General features: G+C 68.8%; 18 protein-coding genes. 12 read left to right on the top strand and 6 right to left on the bottom strand.

Annotated features, from left to right (window positions below):
- Positions 1–30 precede the first annotated feature (30 nt).
- Positions 31–273, top strand: a complete 243-nt coding sequence (locus OXG83_05945) for a hypothetical protein (GenBank protein ID MCY3964556.1) — start codon at positions 31–33, stop codon at positions 271–273.
- Positions 270–584: a hypothetical protein gene (locus OXG83_05940; protein MCY3964555.1), complete on the top strand. Its 315-nt coding sequence runs from the start codon at positions 270–272 to the stop codon at positions 582–584. Before OXG83_05945 ends, OXG83_05940 begins: the two co-directional genes overlap by 4 nt.
- A 37-nt stretch (positions 585–621) precedes the next feature.
- Here the strand turns inward: OXG83_05940 and OXG83_05935 are convergent, their stop codons facing one another.
- Together OXG83_05935 and OXG83_05930 are read right to left on the bottom strand one after the other, a co-directional pair.
- Complete coding sequence (locus OXG83_05935; GenBank protein ID MCY3964554.1) at positions 622–1851, bottom strand: acyl-CoA dehydrogenase family protein; 1230 nt, start codon at positions 1849–1851, stop codon at positions 622–624.
- Positions 1852–1926: 75 nt separating this feature from the next.
- The gene (locus tag OXG83_05930; GenBank protein ID MCY3964553.1) at positions 1927–3288 is read right to left on the bottom strand and encodes a CaiB/BaiF CoA-transferase family protein; all 1362 of its coding nucleotides are present in this window, start codon (positions 3286–3288) and stop codon (positions 1927–1929) included.
- Here OXG83_05930 and OXG83_05925 point away from each other — a divergent pair.
- Genes OXG83_05925 through cobA form a run of 10 tightly spaced genes read left to right on the top strand, consistent with a single transcriptional unit; the run spans position 3278 to position 12448 of the window.
- A complete protein-coding gene (locus OXG83_05925; GenBank protein MCY3964552.1) occupies positions 3278–3616 on the top strand; it encodes a hypothetical protein in 339 nt (112 codons plus the stop codon). The two genes, OXG83_05930 and OXG83_05925, sit on opposite strands and share 11 nt — an antisense overlap.
- Before the next feature lie 4 nt (positions 3617–3620).
- Positions 3621–4787: an acyl-CoA dehydrogenase family protein gene (locus OXG83_05920; protein ID MCY3964551.1), complete on the top strand. Its 1167-nt coding sequence runs from the start codon at positions 3621–3623 to the stop codon at positions 4785–4787.
- Positions 4784–5959 (top strand): CoA transferase, encoded by a 1176-nt coding sequence (locus OXG83_05915; GenBank protein ID MCY3964550.1) that lies wholly within the window; start codon positions 4784–4786, stop codon positions 5957–5959. Before OXG83_05920 ends, OXG83_05915 begins: the two co-directional genes overlap by 4 nt.
- On the top strand, positions 5956–7122 hold the full coding sequence (locus OXG83_05910; protein ID MCY3964549.1) for a mandelate racemase/muconate lactonizing enzyme family protein: 1167 nt from the start codon (positions 5956–5958) through the stop codon (positions 7120–7122). The genes OXG83_05915 and OXG83_05910 overlap by 4 nt, the downstream gene beginning before the upstream one ends.
- Before the next feature lie 34 nt (positions 7123–7156).
- Positions 7157–7687, top strand: coding sequence for a CoA-binding protein (locus OXG83_05905; protein ID MCY3964548.1), 531 nt, complete (start codon positions 7157–7159; stop codon positions 7685–7687).
- A 44-nt stretch (positions 7688–7731) separates the two neighbouring features.
- Positions 7732–8982 (top strand): aminotransferase class I/II-fold pyridoxal phosphate-dependent enzyme, encoded by a 1251-nt coding sequence (locus OXG83_05900; protein ID MCY3964547.1) that lies wholly within the window; start codon positions 7732–7734, stop codon positions 8980–8982.
- 52 nt (positions 8983–9034) lie between these two features.
- Complete coding sequence (locus OXG83_05895; protein ID MCY3964546.1) at positions 9035–10192, top strand: aminotransferase class V-fold PLP-dependent enzyme; 1158 nt, start codon at positions 9035–9037, stop codon at positions 10190–10192.
- A 59-nt stretch (positions 10193–10251) separates the two neighbouring features.
- Complete coding sequence (locus OXG83_05890) at positions 10252–11043, top strand: phosphoadenylyl-sulfate reductase (protein MCY3964545.1); 792 nt, start codon at positions 10252–10254, stop codon at positions 11041–11043.
- Positions 11013–11708 carry a bifunctional precorrin-2 dehydrogenase/sirohydrochlorin ferrochelatase gene (locus OXG83_05885; protein MCY3964544.1) on the top strand — a complete coding sequence of 232 codons (696 nt, stop codon included), beginning with the start codon at positions 11013–11015 and terminating at the stop codon, positions 11706–11708. The genes OXG83_05890 and OXG83_05885 overlap by 31 nt, the downstream gene beginning before the upstream one ends.
- Positions 11705–12448 carry a uroporphyrinogen-III C-methyltransferase gene (cobA, locus tag OXG83_05880; protein ID MCY3964543.1) on the top strand — a complete coding sequence of 248 codons (744 nt, stop codon included), beginning with the start codon at positions 11705–11707 and terminating at the stop codon, positions 12446–12448. Before OXG83_05885 ends, cobA begins: the two co-directional genes overlap by 4 nt.
- Here the strand turns inward: cobA and OXG83_05875 are convergent.
- Genes OXG83_05875 through OXG83_05860 form a run of 4 tightly spaced genes read right to left on the bottom strand, consistent with a single transcriptional unit; the run spans position 12393 to position 17041 of the window.
- Positions 12393–13412 carry a TRAP transporter substrate-binding protein gene (locus OXG83_05875; GenBank protein ID MCY3964542.1) on the bottom strand — a complete coding sequence of 340 codons (1020 nt, stop codon included), beginning with the start codon at positions 13410–13412 and terminating at the stop codon, positions 12393–12395. The genes cobA and OXG83_05875 overlap by 56 nt on opposite strands.
- Before the next feature lies 1 nt (position 13413).
- Positions 13414–15201: a hypothetical protein gene (locus OXG83_05870; protein MCY3964541.1), complete on the bottom strand. Its 1788-nt coding sequence runs from the start codon at positions 15199–15201 to the stop codon at positions 13414–13416.
- Positions 15198–16505 carry a TRAP transporter large permease gene (locus OXG83_05865; protein ID MCY3964540.1) on the bottom strand — a complete coding sequence of 436 codons (1308 nt, stop codon included), beginning with the start codon at positions 16503–16505 and terminating at the stop codon, positions 15198–15200. Before OXG83_05865 ends, OXG83_05870 begins: the two co-directional genes overlap by 4 nt.
- Positions 16502–17041 (bottom strand): TRAP transporter small permease subunit, encoded by a 540-nt coding sequence (locus OXG83_05860; protein MCY3964539.1) that lies wholly within the window; start codon positions 17039–17041, stop codon positions 16502–16504. Before OXG83_05860 ends, OXG83_05865 begins: the two co-directional genes overlap by 4 nt.
- Positions 17042–17075 lie beyond the last annotated feature (34 nt).

Here is a 17075-nt window from a genome sequence, read left to right as displayed (position 1 = left end):
AGATGATGCAGCGGTTCGCGAGGTCGCGGGGTGCGGCCGTCGATGGCGGCTTCCGCGGCCGCGGCGGCGGGACCAGCCTTGGCGGCGGTGGCCGGGGTGGTTCTGGCGGCGAAGCTACTGTCGGTCGTGGCGGAGCCGGTGGTGGCCGTGGCGGTGCCGGCGGTGGCCGTGGCGGTGCCGGCGGTGCCGCCGGTGGTGGCGGCGGCGCTGCTGGTGCCGGAGGAGCCGGAGGTGGCCCCGGTGGCGGCGGGCCTCAGATGGCCCGTGGCATGAGCGCCGGCGCGGAGGTTCTGGCCATCGACATGCTGGAGGGCGGACTTCGGATCACGGACTCGCGGGGGCTGGCCCTCGTCCTGCGGACGGATCGTGAGTGGTACGAGGTTGGTCAGGGGCGTGAGATTCAGGCCTTCTGGAAGAAGAAGAAGCTGGTGACCAGGAACCGTGGACGCGGGGAGGCCCTCCAGATCCAGGAGTACAGCGTCAACAAGAAGGACCAGTTGGTCGTCCTGACCCAGCTCCAGTTCGGCGGCGACGGGGGCACCGCTTCCTACAAGCGGATCTACGACCGCCAGGACAGCGGCTAGGTACGAAGCAGGACCGCGAACGGCGGTCGTGACCGGGTCAGTTCGCGCCGGTCGGGATGTCGTTGAACGGCCGGTCGCGGTCGACACGGATCTCGCCGGGCAGGGTGAGGACGCGCTCGGCGATGATGTTGCGGAGGATCTCGTCGGTGCCGGCCGCGATCCGCATGCCGGGAGCCGCAAGGTAGGCGTAGTGGAACATGCCGGCCGAGGGGGCGTCCTCGCGTCCGCTGACGGCGCCCGCGGAATCGAGCAGGTCGGCGGCGAACGAGGCGATGTCCTGCCGGGCGCTGGCGGTGATCACCTTGCAGATCGAGTTCTCGGGCCCGGGTTGCTTGCCCTGGGAGATGGCGGTCAGGGTGCGCATGAAGGTCAGCTCGACGCCGCGGCACTGGACGTACCAGTCGGCGATCTGCTCGCGCACCGAACTCTGGTTCGCCGCGGGTTCGCCATCGATCTCGAGTTCCGAGGCGAGGCGAAGAGCATCGCTCCAGTCGGGCGTCATGTTGTAGCGGCCGTGGCGCTCGTTCATCAGCGTGGTGATCGCCACCTGCCAGCCGGCGCCAACCTCGCCGAGGCGGTTGTGATCGGGGATCCGGACGTTCTGCAGGAAGACCTCGTTGAACTCCGACGTGCCCGGGATCTGCCGGATCGGACGTGGGTCGATGCCCGGCGATTTCATGTCGACCACGAAGAAGGTCAGTCCCTTGTGCTTGGGCACGCTGGGATCGTGCCGCGTAACCAGAATGCCCCAGTCGGCGTAGTGGGCGCCAGAGTTCCAGACCTTCTGGCCGTTGACCACCCACTCGTCGCCGTCGCGCTCGGCGCGCGTCCGTAGCCCCGCCAGATCGGAACCTGCTCCCGGTTCGGAGAAGAGCTGGCACCAGACCTCCTCGCCGCTGGCCAGTTTGGGCAGGTAGCGGCTCTTCTGCTCGTCGGTGCCATGGGCCATGATCGCCGGCGCGCAGGTGCCGTGGCCGATGCCCAGGTAGCCGTCGGGGACGTCGAACTTCGCCTCTTCCTGCGCCCAGATCACCCCCTCCATGAACGTGGCGCCGCGGCCTCCGTGCTCCCTGGGCCAGGTGATGCAGGCCCAGTCGTCGTCGTACTTCTTCTGTTGCCACTCCTTGGCCGCGGCCAGGCCCTCCTGCTCGGGCAGGCCGTCGAACCGCGAGGTGCCGCCGGGGGGCAGAAGTTCGGCGTTCGCTTCGAGCCAGGCGCGCGCTTCGGCGCGGAAGGCGGCCTCCTGAGGTGAGTCCTGAAAGTCCATGGATCGTCTCCTGGGCTGCTCGGTGGTGTGTGGGTAATGCTGAGCGGGCGATTGTATGCGGGATTGGCGGCCGATTCAGAGCCGTCCGGAGATCACTCCCTCGTCGGCGAGGCTCGCGATCTCGGTGGCGTCGAGACCAAGCTCCCGTAGCAGGTCACCGGTGTGTTCGCCGAGTTCGGGAGCCGGCTGTGGCTCCACCTTGTTCTCGCCCTCGATGAACACGGGACTGTCGACGGTTCGCAGGCGGCCATACCGGGGATGGTCCAGGTCGCGGAACACGCCGATCGCTTCCAACTGCTCGTCGGCGACGATGTCGTCCAGATTCGAGACGAGGCTGTAGGCGATCTCGTAGCGCGTGAAGCGTTCGCTCCACTCGGCGAAGTCCCGCTGGGCGAAATCGATGTCGAGCAGGGCCACGAACTCGGGCATGTTCTCGATCCGCTCCGGTGTCGTGCAGAAGCGCTCGTCGTCGATCAGATCGGGGCGGTCGAGGGCATGGCAGAAGCGCACCCACTCCCGGTCCTGTTCGACGATGCTCAACTTGATCAGGCGGTCGTCGCGGGTGCGGTAGTAGAGCTGGCCGAAGTTCATGGTGTGCTCGCGCGGCCGTTTTTGATGGAACTCCGCACCGACCAGCTTGGCCTGAATGGCGCACGCGTTGGCCCAGGCCCCGGCCGCGAGGAGCGATGTCGTGACGTACGTGCCGACGCCGGTGCGCTCGCGCTTCAGCAGGCCTGCCAGCACCGCTGAGAACAGCGTGACGCCGGTCGGGTGGTCGCCGGTGCCGCAGCCGAGCGGTCCGAGGTAGCCGTCGACCGGTGTGAATGTCGCGACGAGCCCCGAGCGTGTCCAGTAACAGACCTGGTCGTAGCCCGGCTTCTCGGCTTCCGGGCCAGTGTGGCCGTAGCCGGTGCCGTGCGCGAAGATGAGCCGCGGGTTGACCTGCCGAAGACGGTTCCAGGTCATGCCGAGAGCCTCGAGCACCGAGTTGTGGCAGTTGGTCAGGAAGACGTCGGCGGTTTCGACCAGCCGGTGCCCGATGGCCTGACCGCTTTCCTGCTTGAGATCGATTACGACGCTCTTCTTGTTGCGGCCGTCGAGCAGGAAGCAGTAGGGGATCTCCGAATCCGGCATCCCCGGAAGATCCTGGAAGTAGCGGTAGATATCGCCTCTTCCCGGCGCCTCGATCTTGATGACCTCGGCGCCGAAGTCGGAGAGGATCGCACAGGCGGAAGGCGCCATCACGATCGTGGCCAATTCGACGACGCGGATCCCATCCAGGAGGGCCGCATCCGCATCGGCGCCGGGAGGCGTGGTGTCGGGAGCGGCGATGTCGGGAGGAAGATGCTGATCAGACAGGGCGGCGCGGATTGTGACACAGCGCGAGATACGATCCGCCGATGATCGGGGCAGCAGGATGAGCGGAGTGCGGCTCACCAAGCCCTGGCTGGACCTGGACGATGCGGCGGTCGCCGCGTTGCCGGGACAGTTGGGCGTGTTCGAGATCGGCGACGAGGACGGCTCGACCCTGGAACTGGGGTTTGCCGGCGGCCGGTCCCGCTTCGGTCTGCGCAGCGAGATCGCCGAGGTCGCGGCGAAGCACGAAGACGCGACGTGCTTCCGTTACGAGGTCACGATGCAGTACTGGAGCCGCTTCGAGGAACTGCTGGCGGTTTACCTGGCCGACCACGGCGAACTGCCGGCCGGCAATGCGGAGAGCCGGGGCGACCGGCGGGTGGGCCGGATCGGCGCCCCCGGGGGCTGAACGGATGGACTTCGAACTCAGCACCGAGCAGAGACTGATCCTCGAGACCGTGCGCCGCTTCGTACGCGAGGAGATCGTTCCGCTCGAGACCGACCTGGACCCGGACGCGAGCGAACTGCCGCCACGCCACCGTGACCGGCTGGTGGCGATGACGAAGGAACTCGGCTTCTACGGGCTGGACATCCCGGAGGAGTACGGCGGTCCCGGGATCGACCTGGTCACCAGGACGCTGATGGCCTTCGAGATGGCGCAGCACCGGGCCGGTCTGTACGCGCCCTGCTACGGGGTGTTCGGCGGCGCCGGGCTGGCGCAGTTGTACGAGGCGGACGACGGCCAGAAGGAGCGTTACCTCTATCCGGTGCTTCGAGGGGAGAAGCGTGGTTTCTTCGCCCTGACCGAGCCCTCCGGAGGCAGCGATCCGGCCCGCGCCATCCGCACGACCGCGGTGCGCGACGGCGACGACTGGATCCTCGACGGAGAGAAGACGTTCATTTCCGGCGCCGACAAGGCGGACTTCGGCATCGTCTTCGCGCGGACCGACCCGGAACTCGGCCGCAAGGGGATCACCTGCTTCCTGGTCGATACGGACATGCCCGGCTTCCGGGTACGGCGTATCGTCCACACCCTGCGCTCCACCCACTACGCGGCGGAACTCGAGTTCAACCGGGTGCGGGTGCCCGGCCGGAACGTGCTCGGCGAGGTGAACCAGGGCTTCGCGATCGCCAACGACCGGCTGAGCCGCAACCGCATCCCCTACGCCGCGGGCTGCGTCGGCGTGGCGCTCAAGGCGCAGGAGATGGCGATCGCCTACGCCAAGACGCGCAAGACGTTCGGCGACTACCTGGCGACGCGGCAGGCGGTGCAGTGGATGATCGTCGACAACGAGATCGACTTGCGGACCGCCAGGGCGTTGACCCTGGAGGCCGCGGCGCGCGCGGATGCAGGCAAGCCGTTCCGGACGGAGGCGGCGATCTGCAAGCTGGTGGCGAGCGAGGGTGCGAGCCGCGTCGTCGACCGCGCGATGCAGATCCACGGCGGCTACGGCATGACGAAGGACCTGCCGCTCGAGCGCTGGTACCGGGAGCTGCGCATCCGCCGCGTGGGCGAGGGGCCGAACGAGATCCAGCGCCTCATCGTGGCCCGCGACGTGATCGGCGGTTCGTTCCATTGAAGGCGCCCAGACCTCTCGCCGGGATCCGCGTCCTGGACCTGGGTCAGGTCTACCAGGGGCCGTATGCCGGCTTCCTGCTCGCCCAGGCCGGCGCGGACGTGGTCAAGGTGGAGCCGCCGCGCGGCGAGCCGCTACGGCGGCGCGAAGCCCACGGCGGGCCGCCCTCCTTTCCGCTCGCCTTCCTGAACACGAACAAGCGCTCCGTGACCTGCGATCTGAAGCAGGAGGAGGGTAGGGAACTGTTGCGACGGCTGGCCGGGGTCGCGGACGTGCTGATCGAGAACTTCGCACCAGGCGTGCTGGACCGGCTCGGCGTGGGCTGGAAGATGCTCCGCAAGCTGAACCCGCGTTTGATCTACGCCTCGGGCACCGCCTACGGCCTGAGCGGTCCCGACCATGAGTCGCTTGGCATGGACATTACAGTCCAGGCCTGGTCGGGGGTGATGAGCGTCAACGGCGTGGTCGGCGGCGATCCGCTCAAGGCCGGTCCGGCGTTCATCGACTTCCTTGGCGGAACGCACCTCTACGCAGGCGTCGTCAGTGCCCTCTACGAACGGGAGCGCACGGGAACGGGTCGACTGGTCGAAGTGGCGATGCAGGAGGCGGTCTATCCGACGCTGCTTTCCCAGCTTGGGGTGATGCACCACGAGGGGACGCTCCCGGGACGCTCCGGCAACCGGCACGGGCGCGTGTCGCCCTACAACGTGTACCCGTGCCGTGACGGTCACGTGGCACTTATCTGCATCACGGAAAGGCACTGGCGCAACCTGCTGGGAGCGATGGAGCGGGAGGATCTGACCGCCGACCGGCGGTTCCGGACCAACGAGGCCCGCGTCGCCCATCGGGACGAGACGGACGGCCTGGTCGCGGAGTGGACCGCCGCCCTGACCCGTGCCGAGATCAACGAGGCAGCGCGCTTCCGCCGCGTACCGTGCGCGCCGGTCCGCGACCTGGCCGAGGTCAACTCGGATCCGCACCTCTGGGAGCGCGGTTTCTTCGAGACAGTCGATCATTCGGCCCTGGGCAGCATCGGGCTGCCTACCAGTCCGATTCGGTTCGAGGGGCAACCGTCCGGACCGCTCGAGCCGAATCCCTCCCTGGGACGGGACACCGAGGACGTGGTTCGGGACTGGCTGGGTGGTCCAGTGGCCACGGAGAGGAGCACCGCATGAACGTCGCTCGCATCGAAACTCGCCACTGCGACGCCGGTTGGCGGAACTACCACTTCGTCAAGCTGATCACCGACGAGGGGCTGGTCGGCTGGAGCGAGTACGACCAGCACCAGGGCGCGCTCGGCGTGACCACGGTGATCGAGCAGCTCGGCGAAGTGATCGTCGGCATGCGCGTTGCCGACCTGGAGCGGATCTACCAGCGTCTGCTGACGCGGGCGCGGCAGTCGATGTCCGGCGTCATGGCGATGGCGATCGGGGCGATCGAGAACGCGCTGCTGGATGCCCGGGCGAAGGAACTTGGCGTCCCGTGCTGCGATCTCTTGGGCGGGCGCGTACGGGAGCGGGTGCGTGTGTACTGGTCGCACTGCGCGACGTGGCGGATCGGGTTGCCTCAGGTCTACGGGAACGCGATCACCGACATCGAAGGAGTCGTCGCCCTGGGAGAGGAGGTCCGCGAAAGCGGCTTCACAGCGCTCAAGACGAACATCTTCGACTACGCGAGCGGCGCGCCCCGGGGCTGGGCGCCTGGCTTCGGCCGGCCCTTCGAGCCCGGCCAGAACGTCGACCGCAAGGTCATCTCGAACCTAAGGCGGCACCTCGAGGCGCTGCGCGAGGGGGCCGGACCGGACATGGACATCCTGCTCGACCTGAACTTCAACGCGAAGATCTCGGGCTACCGCCAGATCGTGCGGGCGCTCTCGGACCTCGACCTCTTCTGGATCGAGATCGACACGCCGTCGGCGGAAGGTCTGGCGACCGTTCGTCAGGAGAGCGGGCACCCGATCAGCTCCTGCGAGACCTTGATCACGCCCGCCGCCTTTCTGCCATTCCTGCGCGCGGAGGCGGTCGACGTGGCGATCATCGACGCCGTCTGGAACGGCGTCTGGCAGTCGATGAAGATCGCCGCCCTGGCGGGAGCCCACGAGGTGAACGTGGCGCCGCACAACTACTACGGCCACCTGGCGACGATGATGAACGCGCACATGAGCGCCGCGGTGCCGAACCTGCGGATCATGGAGACGGACATCGACCGGCTGCCCTGGGACGGAGAGGTCTTCACCTGTGAGCCGGAGTTCGAGGACGGCTGCCTGATCGTGCCGGACACTCCCGGTTGGGGCACGGAGCCGGACGAGGAGGGTCTTGCGGCCCATCCGCCGCGCTGACCGCCGACGGGCGACCGGCGCTAACATCCGCGCGGTGACTTCCGCCCTCACCTACAGCGACGCGCTGCTCGCCGGCATCCTGCGCCGGGTGCGAACCATCGCCATGGTCGGCGCCTCGCCGAACTGGAAGCGTCCCTCGAACTTCGCCATGAAGTACCTGCAGGAGAAGGGATACCGCGTGATCCCGGTGAATCCCCGGGCGGCGGCGGGAGGGGCGTCCATCCTCGGTGAGCCGGCTCGTGCGTCCCTGGCGGACGTTCCGGCGCCGGTCGACATGGTCGATGTCTTCCGCGGCTCGGACGCGGCTCTGGAGATCACCAGGGATGCGATCCGGCTGCGCGAGGAGAAGGGAATCGAGGTGGTCTGGATGCAGCTTGGCGTGCGCAACGACGAGGCCGCTGCCGAGGCCGAGGCGGCTGGGCTGACCGTGATCATGAATCGCTGCCCGAAGATCGAGTACGGCCGCCTGTGGGGCGAGCTGGGTTGGGGCGGCGTCGACAGCGGCGTGATTTCCAGCCGGCGCCCGCGGCTGGTGCCTGCCCCCGGACGCGGAAGGTCGGGGTGAGCTTGAAGGGTCCGCGGGAGCCGGACTGGGGGTTCGAGACCCGGATGATCCACGCCGGGGCCGTCCCGGAACCAATCTCCGGCGCCAGGCAGACGCCGATCTTCCAGAACACGGCGTATGCGTTCCACGACGCGGATCACGCCGCGTCGCTGTTCAATCTGCAGACGTTCGGGTTCATCTACTCCCGCCTGGGGAATCCGACCGTGGCCGCCCTGGAGCAGCGGCTGGCGAGCCTGGAAGGAGGACGCGGGGCCGCCTGCTGTGCGTCGGGCCACGCCGCCCAGGTCCTCGCGTTCTTCCCCTTGATGGAGCCTGGCTCGCGGTTCGTTGCCTCGAACCGGCTCTATGGCGGTTCCATCACGCAGTTCAGCAGAACGTTCGCGAAGTTCGACTGGCACTGCGACTTCGTCGACACGGAGGACCTGACCGCTGTCGAGGCGGCGCTGGACGCGGGCGCCAAGGCACTGTTCATCGAAAGCCTGGCCAACCCCGGCGGCGTCGTCTCGGATCTGGAGGCTCTCGCCGGACTGACGAAGGCGTCCGGGGCCGTGCTGATCGTCGACAGCACCCTGGCGACCCCGTGGCTCTGCCGGCCGATGGAGTGGGGTGCCGACGTGGTCGTCCACTCGGCGACCAAGTTCCTTTCCGGCAACGGCACGGTGATCGGGGGCGCGGTGATCGACAGCGGCCGCTTCGACTGGGGCGCTTCCGGACGCTTTCCCGGCCTCTCCGAGCCGGAGCCGGCCTACCACGGGCTGAAGTTCAGCGAGACCTTCGGCGACCTGGCCTTCACGACCCACGCTCACGCCGTCGGTCTGCGCGATCTGGGCGCCACGATGGCGCCGATGAACGCCTTCCTGATCCTGCTGGGCCTCGAAACGCTGTCTCTGCGGATGGAGCGTCACTGCGGAAACGCGCTGCGGGTGGCCGAGTGGTTGGAGGGACATCCGAAGGTCGAGTGGGTTTCCTACGCGGGGCTGCCGGCGAGCCCGTACCGTGACCTGGCCGCGAAGTACATGCCGAACGGCGCCGGCTCGGTGTTCACCTTTGGCGTTCGCGGCGGCTACGACGCTGGCATCCGCGTCGTGGAGGGTTGCGATCTCTTCTCGCACCTGGCGAACGTCGGCGACGCCCGCTCCCTGATCCTCCATCCCGCCTCGACCACCCACCGTCAACTGAGCGACGAGCAGCGCGCCGCGGCCGGCGCCGGGCCGGAAGTCGTCCGGCTCTCGATCGGTCTGGAGACGGTCGACGACCTGATCCGCGACCTCGACCGCGCCCTGGCGGCTGCATAGACGCCCCGGCTTGTTCGGATGAGCGTGCGCCGCGCGCGTAAGATCGCCGGCCATGCTCGAATGCCAGCGGCAACGGTTCCAGCTTCCGGACGATCTGCACTACCTGAACTGCGCCTACATGGCGCCTCTGGCGCGGGACGTGGAGGAAGCGGGGCTCAGGGGAATGGCGCGGCGGCGCGATCCGTCGACGATCTTCACGAGTGACTTCTTCGCCCAGTCCGACGCGCTGCGCGAACGTTTCGCGCGGCTGATCGGGGGTTCGGATCCGCGGCGGGTTGCGATCATCCCTGCAGTCTCCTACGGCATCGCGACCGCGGCGCGGAACACGCCGGTGGGCCGCGGGCAGAACATCGTCATCCTTGGCGAGCAGTTCCCGAGCAACGTGTACGCGTGGATGCGCAAGGCCGCCGAGGCCGGTGGGGAGTTGAGGACGGTCGAGCGTCCGGCGATGGGGAAACCGAGCCCGGGCGCGGTCTGGAACGAGCGGCTGCTGGACGCCATCGACGCGGACACGGCGGTAGTCGCCCTGCCGGTCGTCCACTGGGCGGACGGCACGCGTTTCGACGTTGCGGCGGTCGGACGGCGGGCGCACGAGGTCGGTGCCCTGTTCGTCATCGACGGCACCCAGTCGATCGGTGCGATGCCCTTCGACGTCGAGGAGGTAGCGCCCGACGCACTGGTCGTCGCCGCCTACAAGACGCTGTTCGGTCCATACCAGAGCGGTCTGGCGTGGTTTGGCGAGCGCTTCGACGACGGCGTTCCTCTGGAAGAGCCCTGGGCCGCCCGGGAAAGCAGCGAGCTGTTCGTCGCCGGCCGTCTCGACTACGTGCAGGCCTATCGGCCCGCCGCCGCCCGCTACGACGTGGGCGAGCGGGCCAACCAGATCCAGCTTCCGATGCTGAACGCCGCTCTGGACATGGTGCTCGAGTGGCGCCCCGAGCGGGTTCAGGGCTACTGCGCGAAACTGCTCGAGCCGTTCGAGGACGCCTTTCGCGAAGCGGGTTTCGATCTGGAGGACGCGGCGTGGCGCGGCGCGCACCTGTTCGGGTTGCGTTCCCGCCGCGGACTGGACGCCGATGCCACCGCGGCGGCTCTTCGCGCCGCCCGGGTGTTCGTTTCCGTTCGCGGTACGGCGATCCGCGTTGCGCCCCACGTCTACAACGACCGCTCCGACCTCGAGGCCCTCGCGGCGACGCTCCGGGCGCTGTAGAAGGCCCCTACATCGGCTCCGTTGCAACCAAAAGACATTTGTGATCGTATTTGTCACAAATGTCGACCGACGTGAATCCAGGCGACCTCGGCGGCGCCGTTCTCGAGTTCCCCGGCCCGGCCGCCGACGGCGATCTCTGCGTGCTCGGCTGGGCGATGGAGTTGGAACTCGCGACCCCGGAGCAGGTGCTGCGCTGGGCTCATGGCCGTTGGGGGAGTGGGCTGACCCTGGCGACGTCCTTCCAGGCAGAGGGCATGGTCCTCCTGCACATGTGCCACCAGCTCGGCCTGCCGGTTCGTATCGTGACGCTCGACACCGGTCGGCTGCCGGAAGAGACCTTCCGGCACATCGAGCATGTGCGCCTGCACTACGGCGTCGATGTCGAGATCGTCGCGCCGCGCGCCTCGGACGTTGCGCGCCTGGTCAAGCGGGAGGGACCGAACCTCTTTTACGCTTCGGTCGCGGGGCGGCAACGTTGCTGCAGTGTGCGCAAGGTGGAGCCGATGCGCCGGGCCCTGGCGCGCACCCCCGCCTGGCTGAGCGGCCTGCGCCGGGATCAGACGCCAACGCGCGATGTCCTGAACAAGGTCGAGGTCGACCGGGTGACGAGGACGAAGGGGCGTCTGGTCAAGGTCTGCCCGCTGCTCGACTGGACCGAGGACCAGGTCTGGGCCTACATTCACGAGCAGGGAGTGCCCTACCACCCGCTGTACGACCGTGGCTACCGGACGATCGGCTGCGCGCCCTGCACCCGTCCTTCACGGCCCGGAGAGGGGGCCCGCGGAGGTCGCTGGTGGTGGGAGTCGCACACCGGCAAGGAATGCGGGCTCCACGTGCTGCAGCCGCGTTGAGCGGCACTCATCCTCCGTCGTACTACCCGGTTTTCCTCTCGCTCGCCGAGCGGTTGGTTGTCGTCGTGGGAGGCGGTCCCGTGGCGGAGCGAAAAGTGGCTGGCCTGCTGCCGTGTGGTGCGCGCGTGCGCCTTGTCGCGCCGGAAGTGACGGCGCGCCTTGCCCGACTGGCCGAACGCGGCGAGATCGAGCACCTTGCGCGCGCCTTCCGGCCCGGCGACCTCGAAGGTGCGTTCCTGGCGCTCGGCGAGCCGGGGGACGGGTCGAGCGATGCCGCGTTCTTCGAGGAGGCGGAGCGACGCGGCATCTTCGCAAACGTGGAGGACGACCTGGATCACTGCAGTTTCATCGCCCCGTCGATCGTCCGGCGCGGCGACCTCGTCGTCGCGATTTCAACCTCCGGCCGGGCGCCGGCGCTGGCCGTCCGGCTGCGCGAGCGGCTGGAGCGGGAACTGGGGCCGGAGTACGGCGATCTGCTGGAGCTGGCGGGCCGTTTGCGGGCGCCCCTGGCGCGGGCCGTGCCCGAGTTCGAGGAACGCCGCCGGCGCTGGTACAAGCTCGTGGATTCGGACGTGCTCGAGCTGTTCCGCGACGGCCGGGCGGCGGAAGCCCGCGAACGTGCGGAGCGGATTCTCGGTGTGTCCGCGGAGGAGGTGGGCGGATGAGCGCTCCGGGGCGGGTCACGCTGATCGGGGCCGGACCGGGCGATCCGGACCTGATCACCGTCCTCGGACGGAAGCGGCTGCGGGCGGCGGACGTGGTGCTGCACGACCGGCTCGCGGCCCCGGAGCTTCTGGCTGAGGCGAAGGCGGACGCCGAGATCGTCGACGTCGGCAAGCGTCCCGGCGACGAGGTGCAGGCCCGGCAGCGCCGGATCGAGAAGCTGATGATCGAGCGTGCCCGGGCCGGTGCCCATGTGGTCCGGCTCAAGGGTGGCGACCCGTCCGTCTTCGGTCGCGGCGGCGAGGAGATCGAAGCCTGTGCCGCCGCGGGCGTGCCCTGCGAGGTCATTCCCGGCGTGAGCAGCATCGTGGCCGCGGCCGCGGTCGCCGGCATCCCGCTGACGCATCGCGGCGTGTCCCTGGGCTTCGCCGTCGTGTCGGCGCGGAACGCCGAAGGCGGCGAACCGGATTGGGCCGGTCTGTCCGGCGCGGACACGGTCGTCGTCCTGATGCCGGCGCGTCGACTGGAGCGCATCGGCCGCGGCCTGATCGCCGCCGGACGCCGACCCGCCACGCCGGTGGCAGTCGTCGAGCGGGCGACCACTACCGAACAGAGGACGGTGCACTGCACCCTTCAGACGTTGGCGGCTGGAGACCACTCAGGCCGGATCAAGCCGCCGTGCGTCGTCATCGTCGGCGACGTGGCGTCTCGGCAGTTCCCGCTCCCCCGAACAGACGGATGACCTCGCCAGCCGTCGACTCGCCCACCTGGCGTGCAAGGCCTGCTTCACGCACGGAGGCGATGGCCCGTTCGAACCGGCGCTTCTCGCTTTCCGGAAGATCGATGGTCTCGACGCCGGCCTCCTCCGCCAGGCTTATCCCCTCGGCGCCGGCGCGTTCGTAGGCGACGGCCCCGGCCATCGACAGGGAGACATCCGCGGCTTGGTCGACCCAGCCCCGCGCCTCGGGAGAAAGGCCGTCGTACACCTCCTGATTCATCAGCAGGACAAACGGCAGCCCGGACGCGGGAAGCCAGGAGGTCAGGTAGTCGGCCGGCTCGTGGAGCTGGAAGGTGACGATCCCCGAGGGGGAGATCGCGACGCCGTCGATGACTCCTGTCGCCAGGCTCTGGTGGACGACCGTCCCGGGCTGCATGACGGCGCTCGCGCCTAGCGCTTCGATGAACGGGATGGCGCTCCGGGTCGAAACCCGGATCTTGAGCCCGCGCATGTCTTCGAGCGTGCGTACCGGCGCGTTGCGGGTGAGCAGCACAGGGGCGGCGTTGGACCAGAGCGCCAGCACCCGTGCCTGGTACTCCGGCTCCAGTACCGACCGGGCGCGCAGCATGGCCTCGGTGCAGTCCCTCGTCGTCTTGCAGATGCCGGGGTAGGCGATCAGGTCGGTCCTGGGAAAGAGGTCGGCGGTGTAGGCGGGAATGGCGAGGGCGATGTCGGCCACGCCGCTACGCAGAATCGAGTACTGGGCCGGCGCCGACGAGTTGAGGGCGCCGGCGGGGAACTGTCTGACGGTCAGCCTGCCGCCTGAGAGCTCCGCGAGTTCCTGCGAGAACGGCGTGAACACCGCCTCGTCCAGAGGGTGATCGGCTGGCAGAAAGTGCGCGAGCGACAGTTCCCGGGTGTCGGAGGCGGGCCGGCAGCCGCAGGCGAGCAGCAGGCCGAGGACGAGGATCCGGCTGGGCTTCGCCATCTCAGGATCCACGCCGGGGGCCGGCGGAAACGCGGAGAGTCAGGATGTCCGTGTCGTGAAACTGCTGGTGTCGAACCGAGGACGCGAGGTGTCTGAGCAGCCGAAGGGAGACCTCCTGCTCGACCCGGGCCGCCCGGGTCTCCGTGTCGAGGGACGTCAGCCGGTCCTGGAGATTGAGTTCGTCGGCGCTTGCCGCGCCGACCTTGAACTCCAGCACGGCCTCTCCGTCCTCTTCGCGTGCCTGGAGAAGCAGCTCCGGTCTCTCGTCGTCGTGGGCGCCGTCCTCCCCCTTGCTTTCCGTGCGCGACTGCAGAAGCGTGAGCAGGGTTTCCTCGGTCGCGGCTTCGAGCCGGTCCACCACGGACTCCAGGCCGTGGCGCGCGGCGAACGCCTGAATGAACTTCCTGATCCGCGGCAGTTCGGCCGTGTCGAGCTTGCCCTTGAGCTGGCTCTTGCGCCGTACGGTCAGCGCCGCGAGCAGGAGGGCCAGCAGGCCCCCCGTGGTCAACCCGCTGCTCAACAGACCACCCGCGAACTCGGCGAAGAAGGCGGGGAAGATCATGTCGAACTCGAAGGCGACACCGGTCCAGAACGAGACGGCCGCGATCAGGCCGTTGCGGGGATTCGACCCCATGCTGCTCGCGACCTCACGCACGCCGACCGTGAACAGCGTCGCCATGACCACGGCAACCGAAGCGGCCACGACCCCGGCAGGGATCGCGAGAATGAGAGCGAGCGCCTTCGGCAGGAAGGCCAGGGCGACGAAGGTCAACCCGCACACGACCGCGACCCTGCGCGCCGCGACGCCGGTGATCTCCACCGCGGACACGGCGCCCGCGTTCAGTGTGTTGGGCATCGTTCCCGCCAGCCCCGCCAGCAAGCTCCCGGCGCCTTCCGCGGCCACGGCCCGCTGCACGGCCCGAAAGTCGACCGCGCGGGCCCGGCGCCACGCCACGCGCTGGGCGGCGACCGCGACCGCGACCGACTTCGTCGAGCCGACCAGCGTCACGAACAGGAATGCGGGCAGGAGGGCCCAGAACGCGGCACCGAACTCGAGGTCGAGTCCGGGCGGCCGGCCCTGGGGAATGCCGATCCAGGCCGCGTCGGCTACGCGTCCGGCGTCGTAGATTCCGAGGAATGCGCCGGTCAGGGCGCCGGTGACGATACCGACCGCGGGGGCCCAGAGGCGCGCGGTCCCCTTGCCCTTGAGAGCGATCCCCAGGAAGGTGCAGATCATGACGCCGGCGCTCAGCGGACCGGCGTACGCGGGGGCTCCCGGCGGCAGCTCGTTCAGCATGCGGAAGAGAATCGGCATCACGCTGACGGGAAGGAGCATGACGACCGTTCCCGTGACGACGGGGGTGAGAACCCTGTGGAGCAGGGCGAGCCGGGCCGAGAGCGCGACCTGGGCGAGGGCCGAGACGACGACCAGGGTTGCGAGCAGCCCCGGTCCGCCCTGGATCAGGGCCTCCGCGCAGACGGCGACGAAGATCGCCGAGCTGACGTGAGGCAGGACGTAACCCGCCCCGAACCGTCGCACCCGCAGGGCCTGCATGATCGTGGCGGCACCGCAGGCCAGGACGGAGGCGAACACCGCCCAGAGCACGAGACCTTCGGCGCCGCCGGCACGGAAGGCGATCGTCGGCAGGAGGACCATCCCGTTGAGGCCTAGGGCGGCGAGCTGCAGGCCGAGCCCAACCGCGAGCGGCCGGGGAATCCGGTCGTCGACTTCGTAGAGCAGTTCGTCATCCGCCTTGAGCCGCGAGCCCTTCGTACGCTTCGTGTTCATCCGTACATGGCGTCCGGCAGCAACGTGGCGATGCGGGGAAGGAGCGCGATCAGAACCATCGCCGCGAGGAGGGCAAGCCAGAACGGAACGATGCCGCGAAACATCGTGCGGACCGGCACGTCTGGCGCCACGCCCTTCACGACGAAGATGTTCAGCCCGACCGGAGGCGAGATCAAGCCCATCTCGAGTGCGATGACGATCATCACACCGAACCAGATCATGTCGACGCCCAGCGACTCGAGGATCGGCTGGACCAGCGGAACGGTGAGCACCAGCATCGCGAATCCGTCCAGAAAGGTGCCGAGGACGATGAACATGATCAGCACCAGCAGGACGACCTGAGCACCCGAGAACCCCTGTTCGCCGACCCACTCGGAGGCGACGAAGGCGATGCCGGTGAATCCAAGGAAGATCTTGAACACGAACGCGCCGAACAGCACCAGGAAGGCGGTGCCGCTCGCCTTCAGCGTGGAGTTCGCCACTTCGATCACGGTCTTTCGGTTCAGCGTACGCCGCACACAGGCCGCGACCAGCGCCAGCAACGCTCCCATTCCGGCCGCTTCGATCGCGGAGAAGATGCCGGCGTAGATGCCGCCGATCGTCACGACGACGATGCCCAGAATCCACGCCGCCCTCGCGGTGGCCCTGAGCCGTTCCCGCCACGGAACGGACGCCGTGGCGTGCGGCGCCTTGTCCGGGTCTCGCCTGACGACGATCCAGATGGCAAGAACGAAGAGGAGGGTGAGCAGAATCCCGGGGATGACTCCGGCCATGAACAGGCGCCCGATGCTCTCCTCGGTGATGATCCCGTAGATCACGAGCCCTGCCGACGGCGGGATCAGGATGCCGAGCGTTCCGCCGGCGGCGATGGCGCCGGTAGCGAGCGAATCGTCGTACCTGAACCGCCGCATCTCGGGCAGCGACACGCGGCCCATCGTCAGCGCGGCGGCCAGCGACGAGCCCGAAAGAGCAGAGAATCCTGCGCACGCGACGATCGACGCGGAAGCGAGGCTGCCCCGGAAGCGGCCGAGCCAGCTATGGGCGGCTCGGTACAGGTCCTGGCTCATCCTGGAGACCAGGGCCAGATTGCCCATCAGCATGAACAGGGGCAGGATGGTGAGGGAGTAGCGGGAGGAGACCGCGAAGATCTCCCCGGCCACGACCGGGACGACGGCGCCGGGGCGAATCATGGCGATCCCGGCCGCGCCCACGATCAGCATCGCCAGCCCCGCGGGCACGCGGATCAGGAGCAGGGCGAAGAGGGCGATAAAGCCCAGCAGCGCGATGCCGGTTCCGGCCGTCATTCGACCGGCTCGTTCGGGTCTTCGGCGTTCCAGACGGCCAGACCCAGGAGCATCTGGGACGCGAGCAGGGATCCATAGACAGCCAGCGACGCGCCGAGTACGTAGTAGAAGGGCGTATGCGGGATCGAGACGTTGCCGGTCACGTCGCCGCAGGGTGGCCCGCAACTGCCGTGGACGAACAGGGCGTAGGCGGCCAGCGCCGTCACGCCCAGGCCCAGAAGCCGGGCGATCGCGTCCGTGACCCTCGTGACCCGTCTGGCCGCGAAACGCGCGATCAGGTTCAGGCAGACGTGGGAGCCCTCGCCGGCGCCGTAGGCGACCGCGGCGGCCACCACCACGGCGAGCGACATGGTCGAGACATCCTCGGTCCAGGGCAGCGAGTCGTTCAGGACATAGCGCCACAGGACTTCGGCCACCGTGATTCCGAGCAGCATCGCGAGCGCGATGCCGCCCACGACGGCGAAGGCGGCCGGCAGACGGCGGCAGGTCGACTCGGCCCGCGCCAGGCGCGCGCGGTGCTGTTCGAACAGGGGCAAGGCTCCCTATTGAAGCACACAGGCCGGGTGGTGG

Source organism: Acidobacteriota bacterium, assembly GCA_026707545.1.
Taxonomy (GTDB): domain Bacteria; phylum Acidobacteriota; class Thermoanaerobaculia; order Multivoradales; family Multivoraceae; genus Multivorans.
The sequence above is the reverse complement of the archived record's forward strand: the minus strand, read 5'-3'. Positions and strand labels throughout refer to the sequence as shown.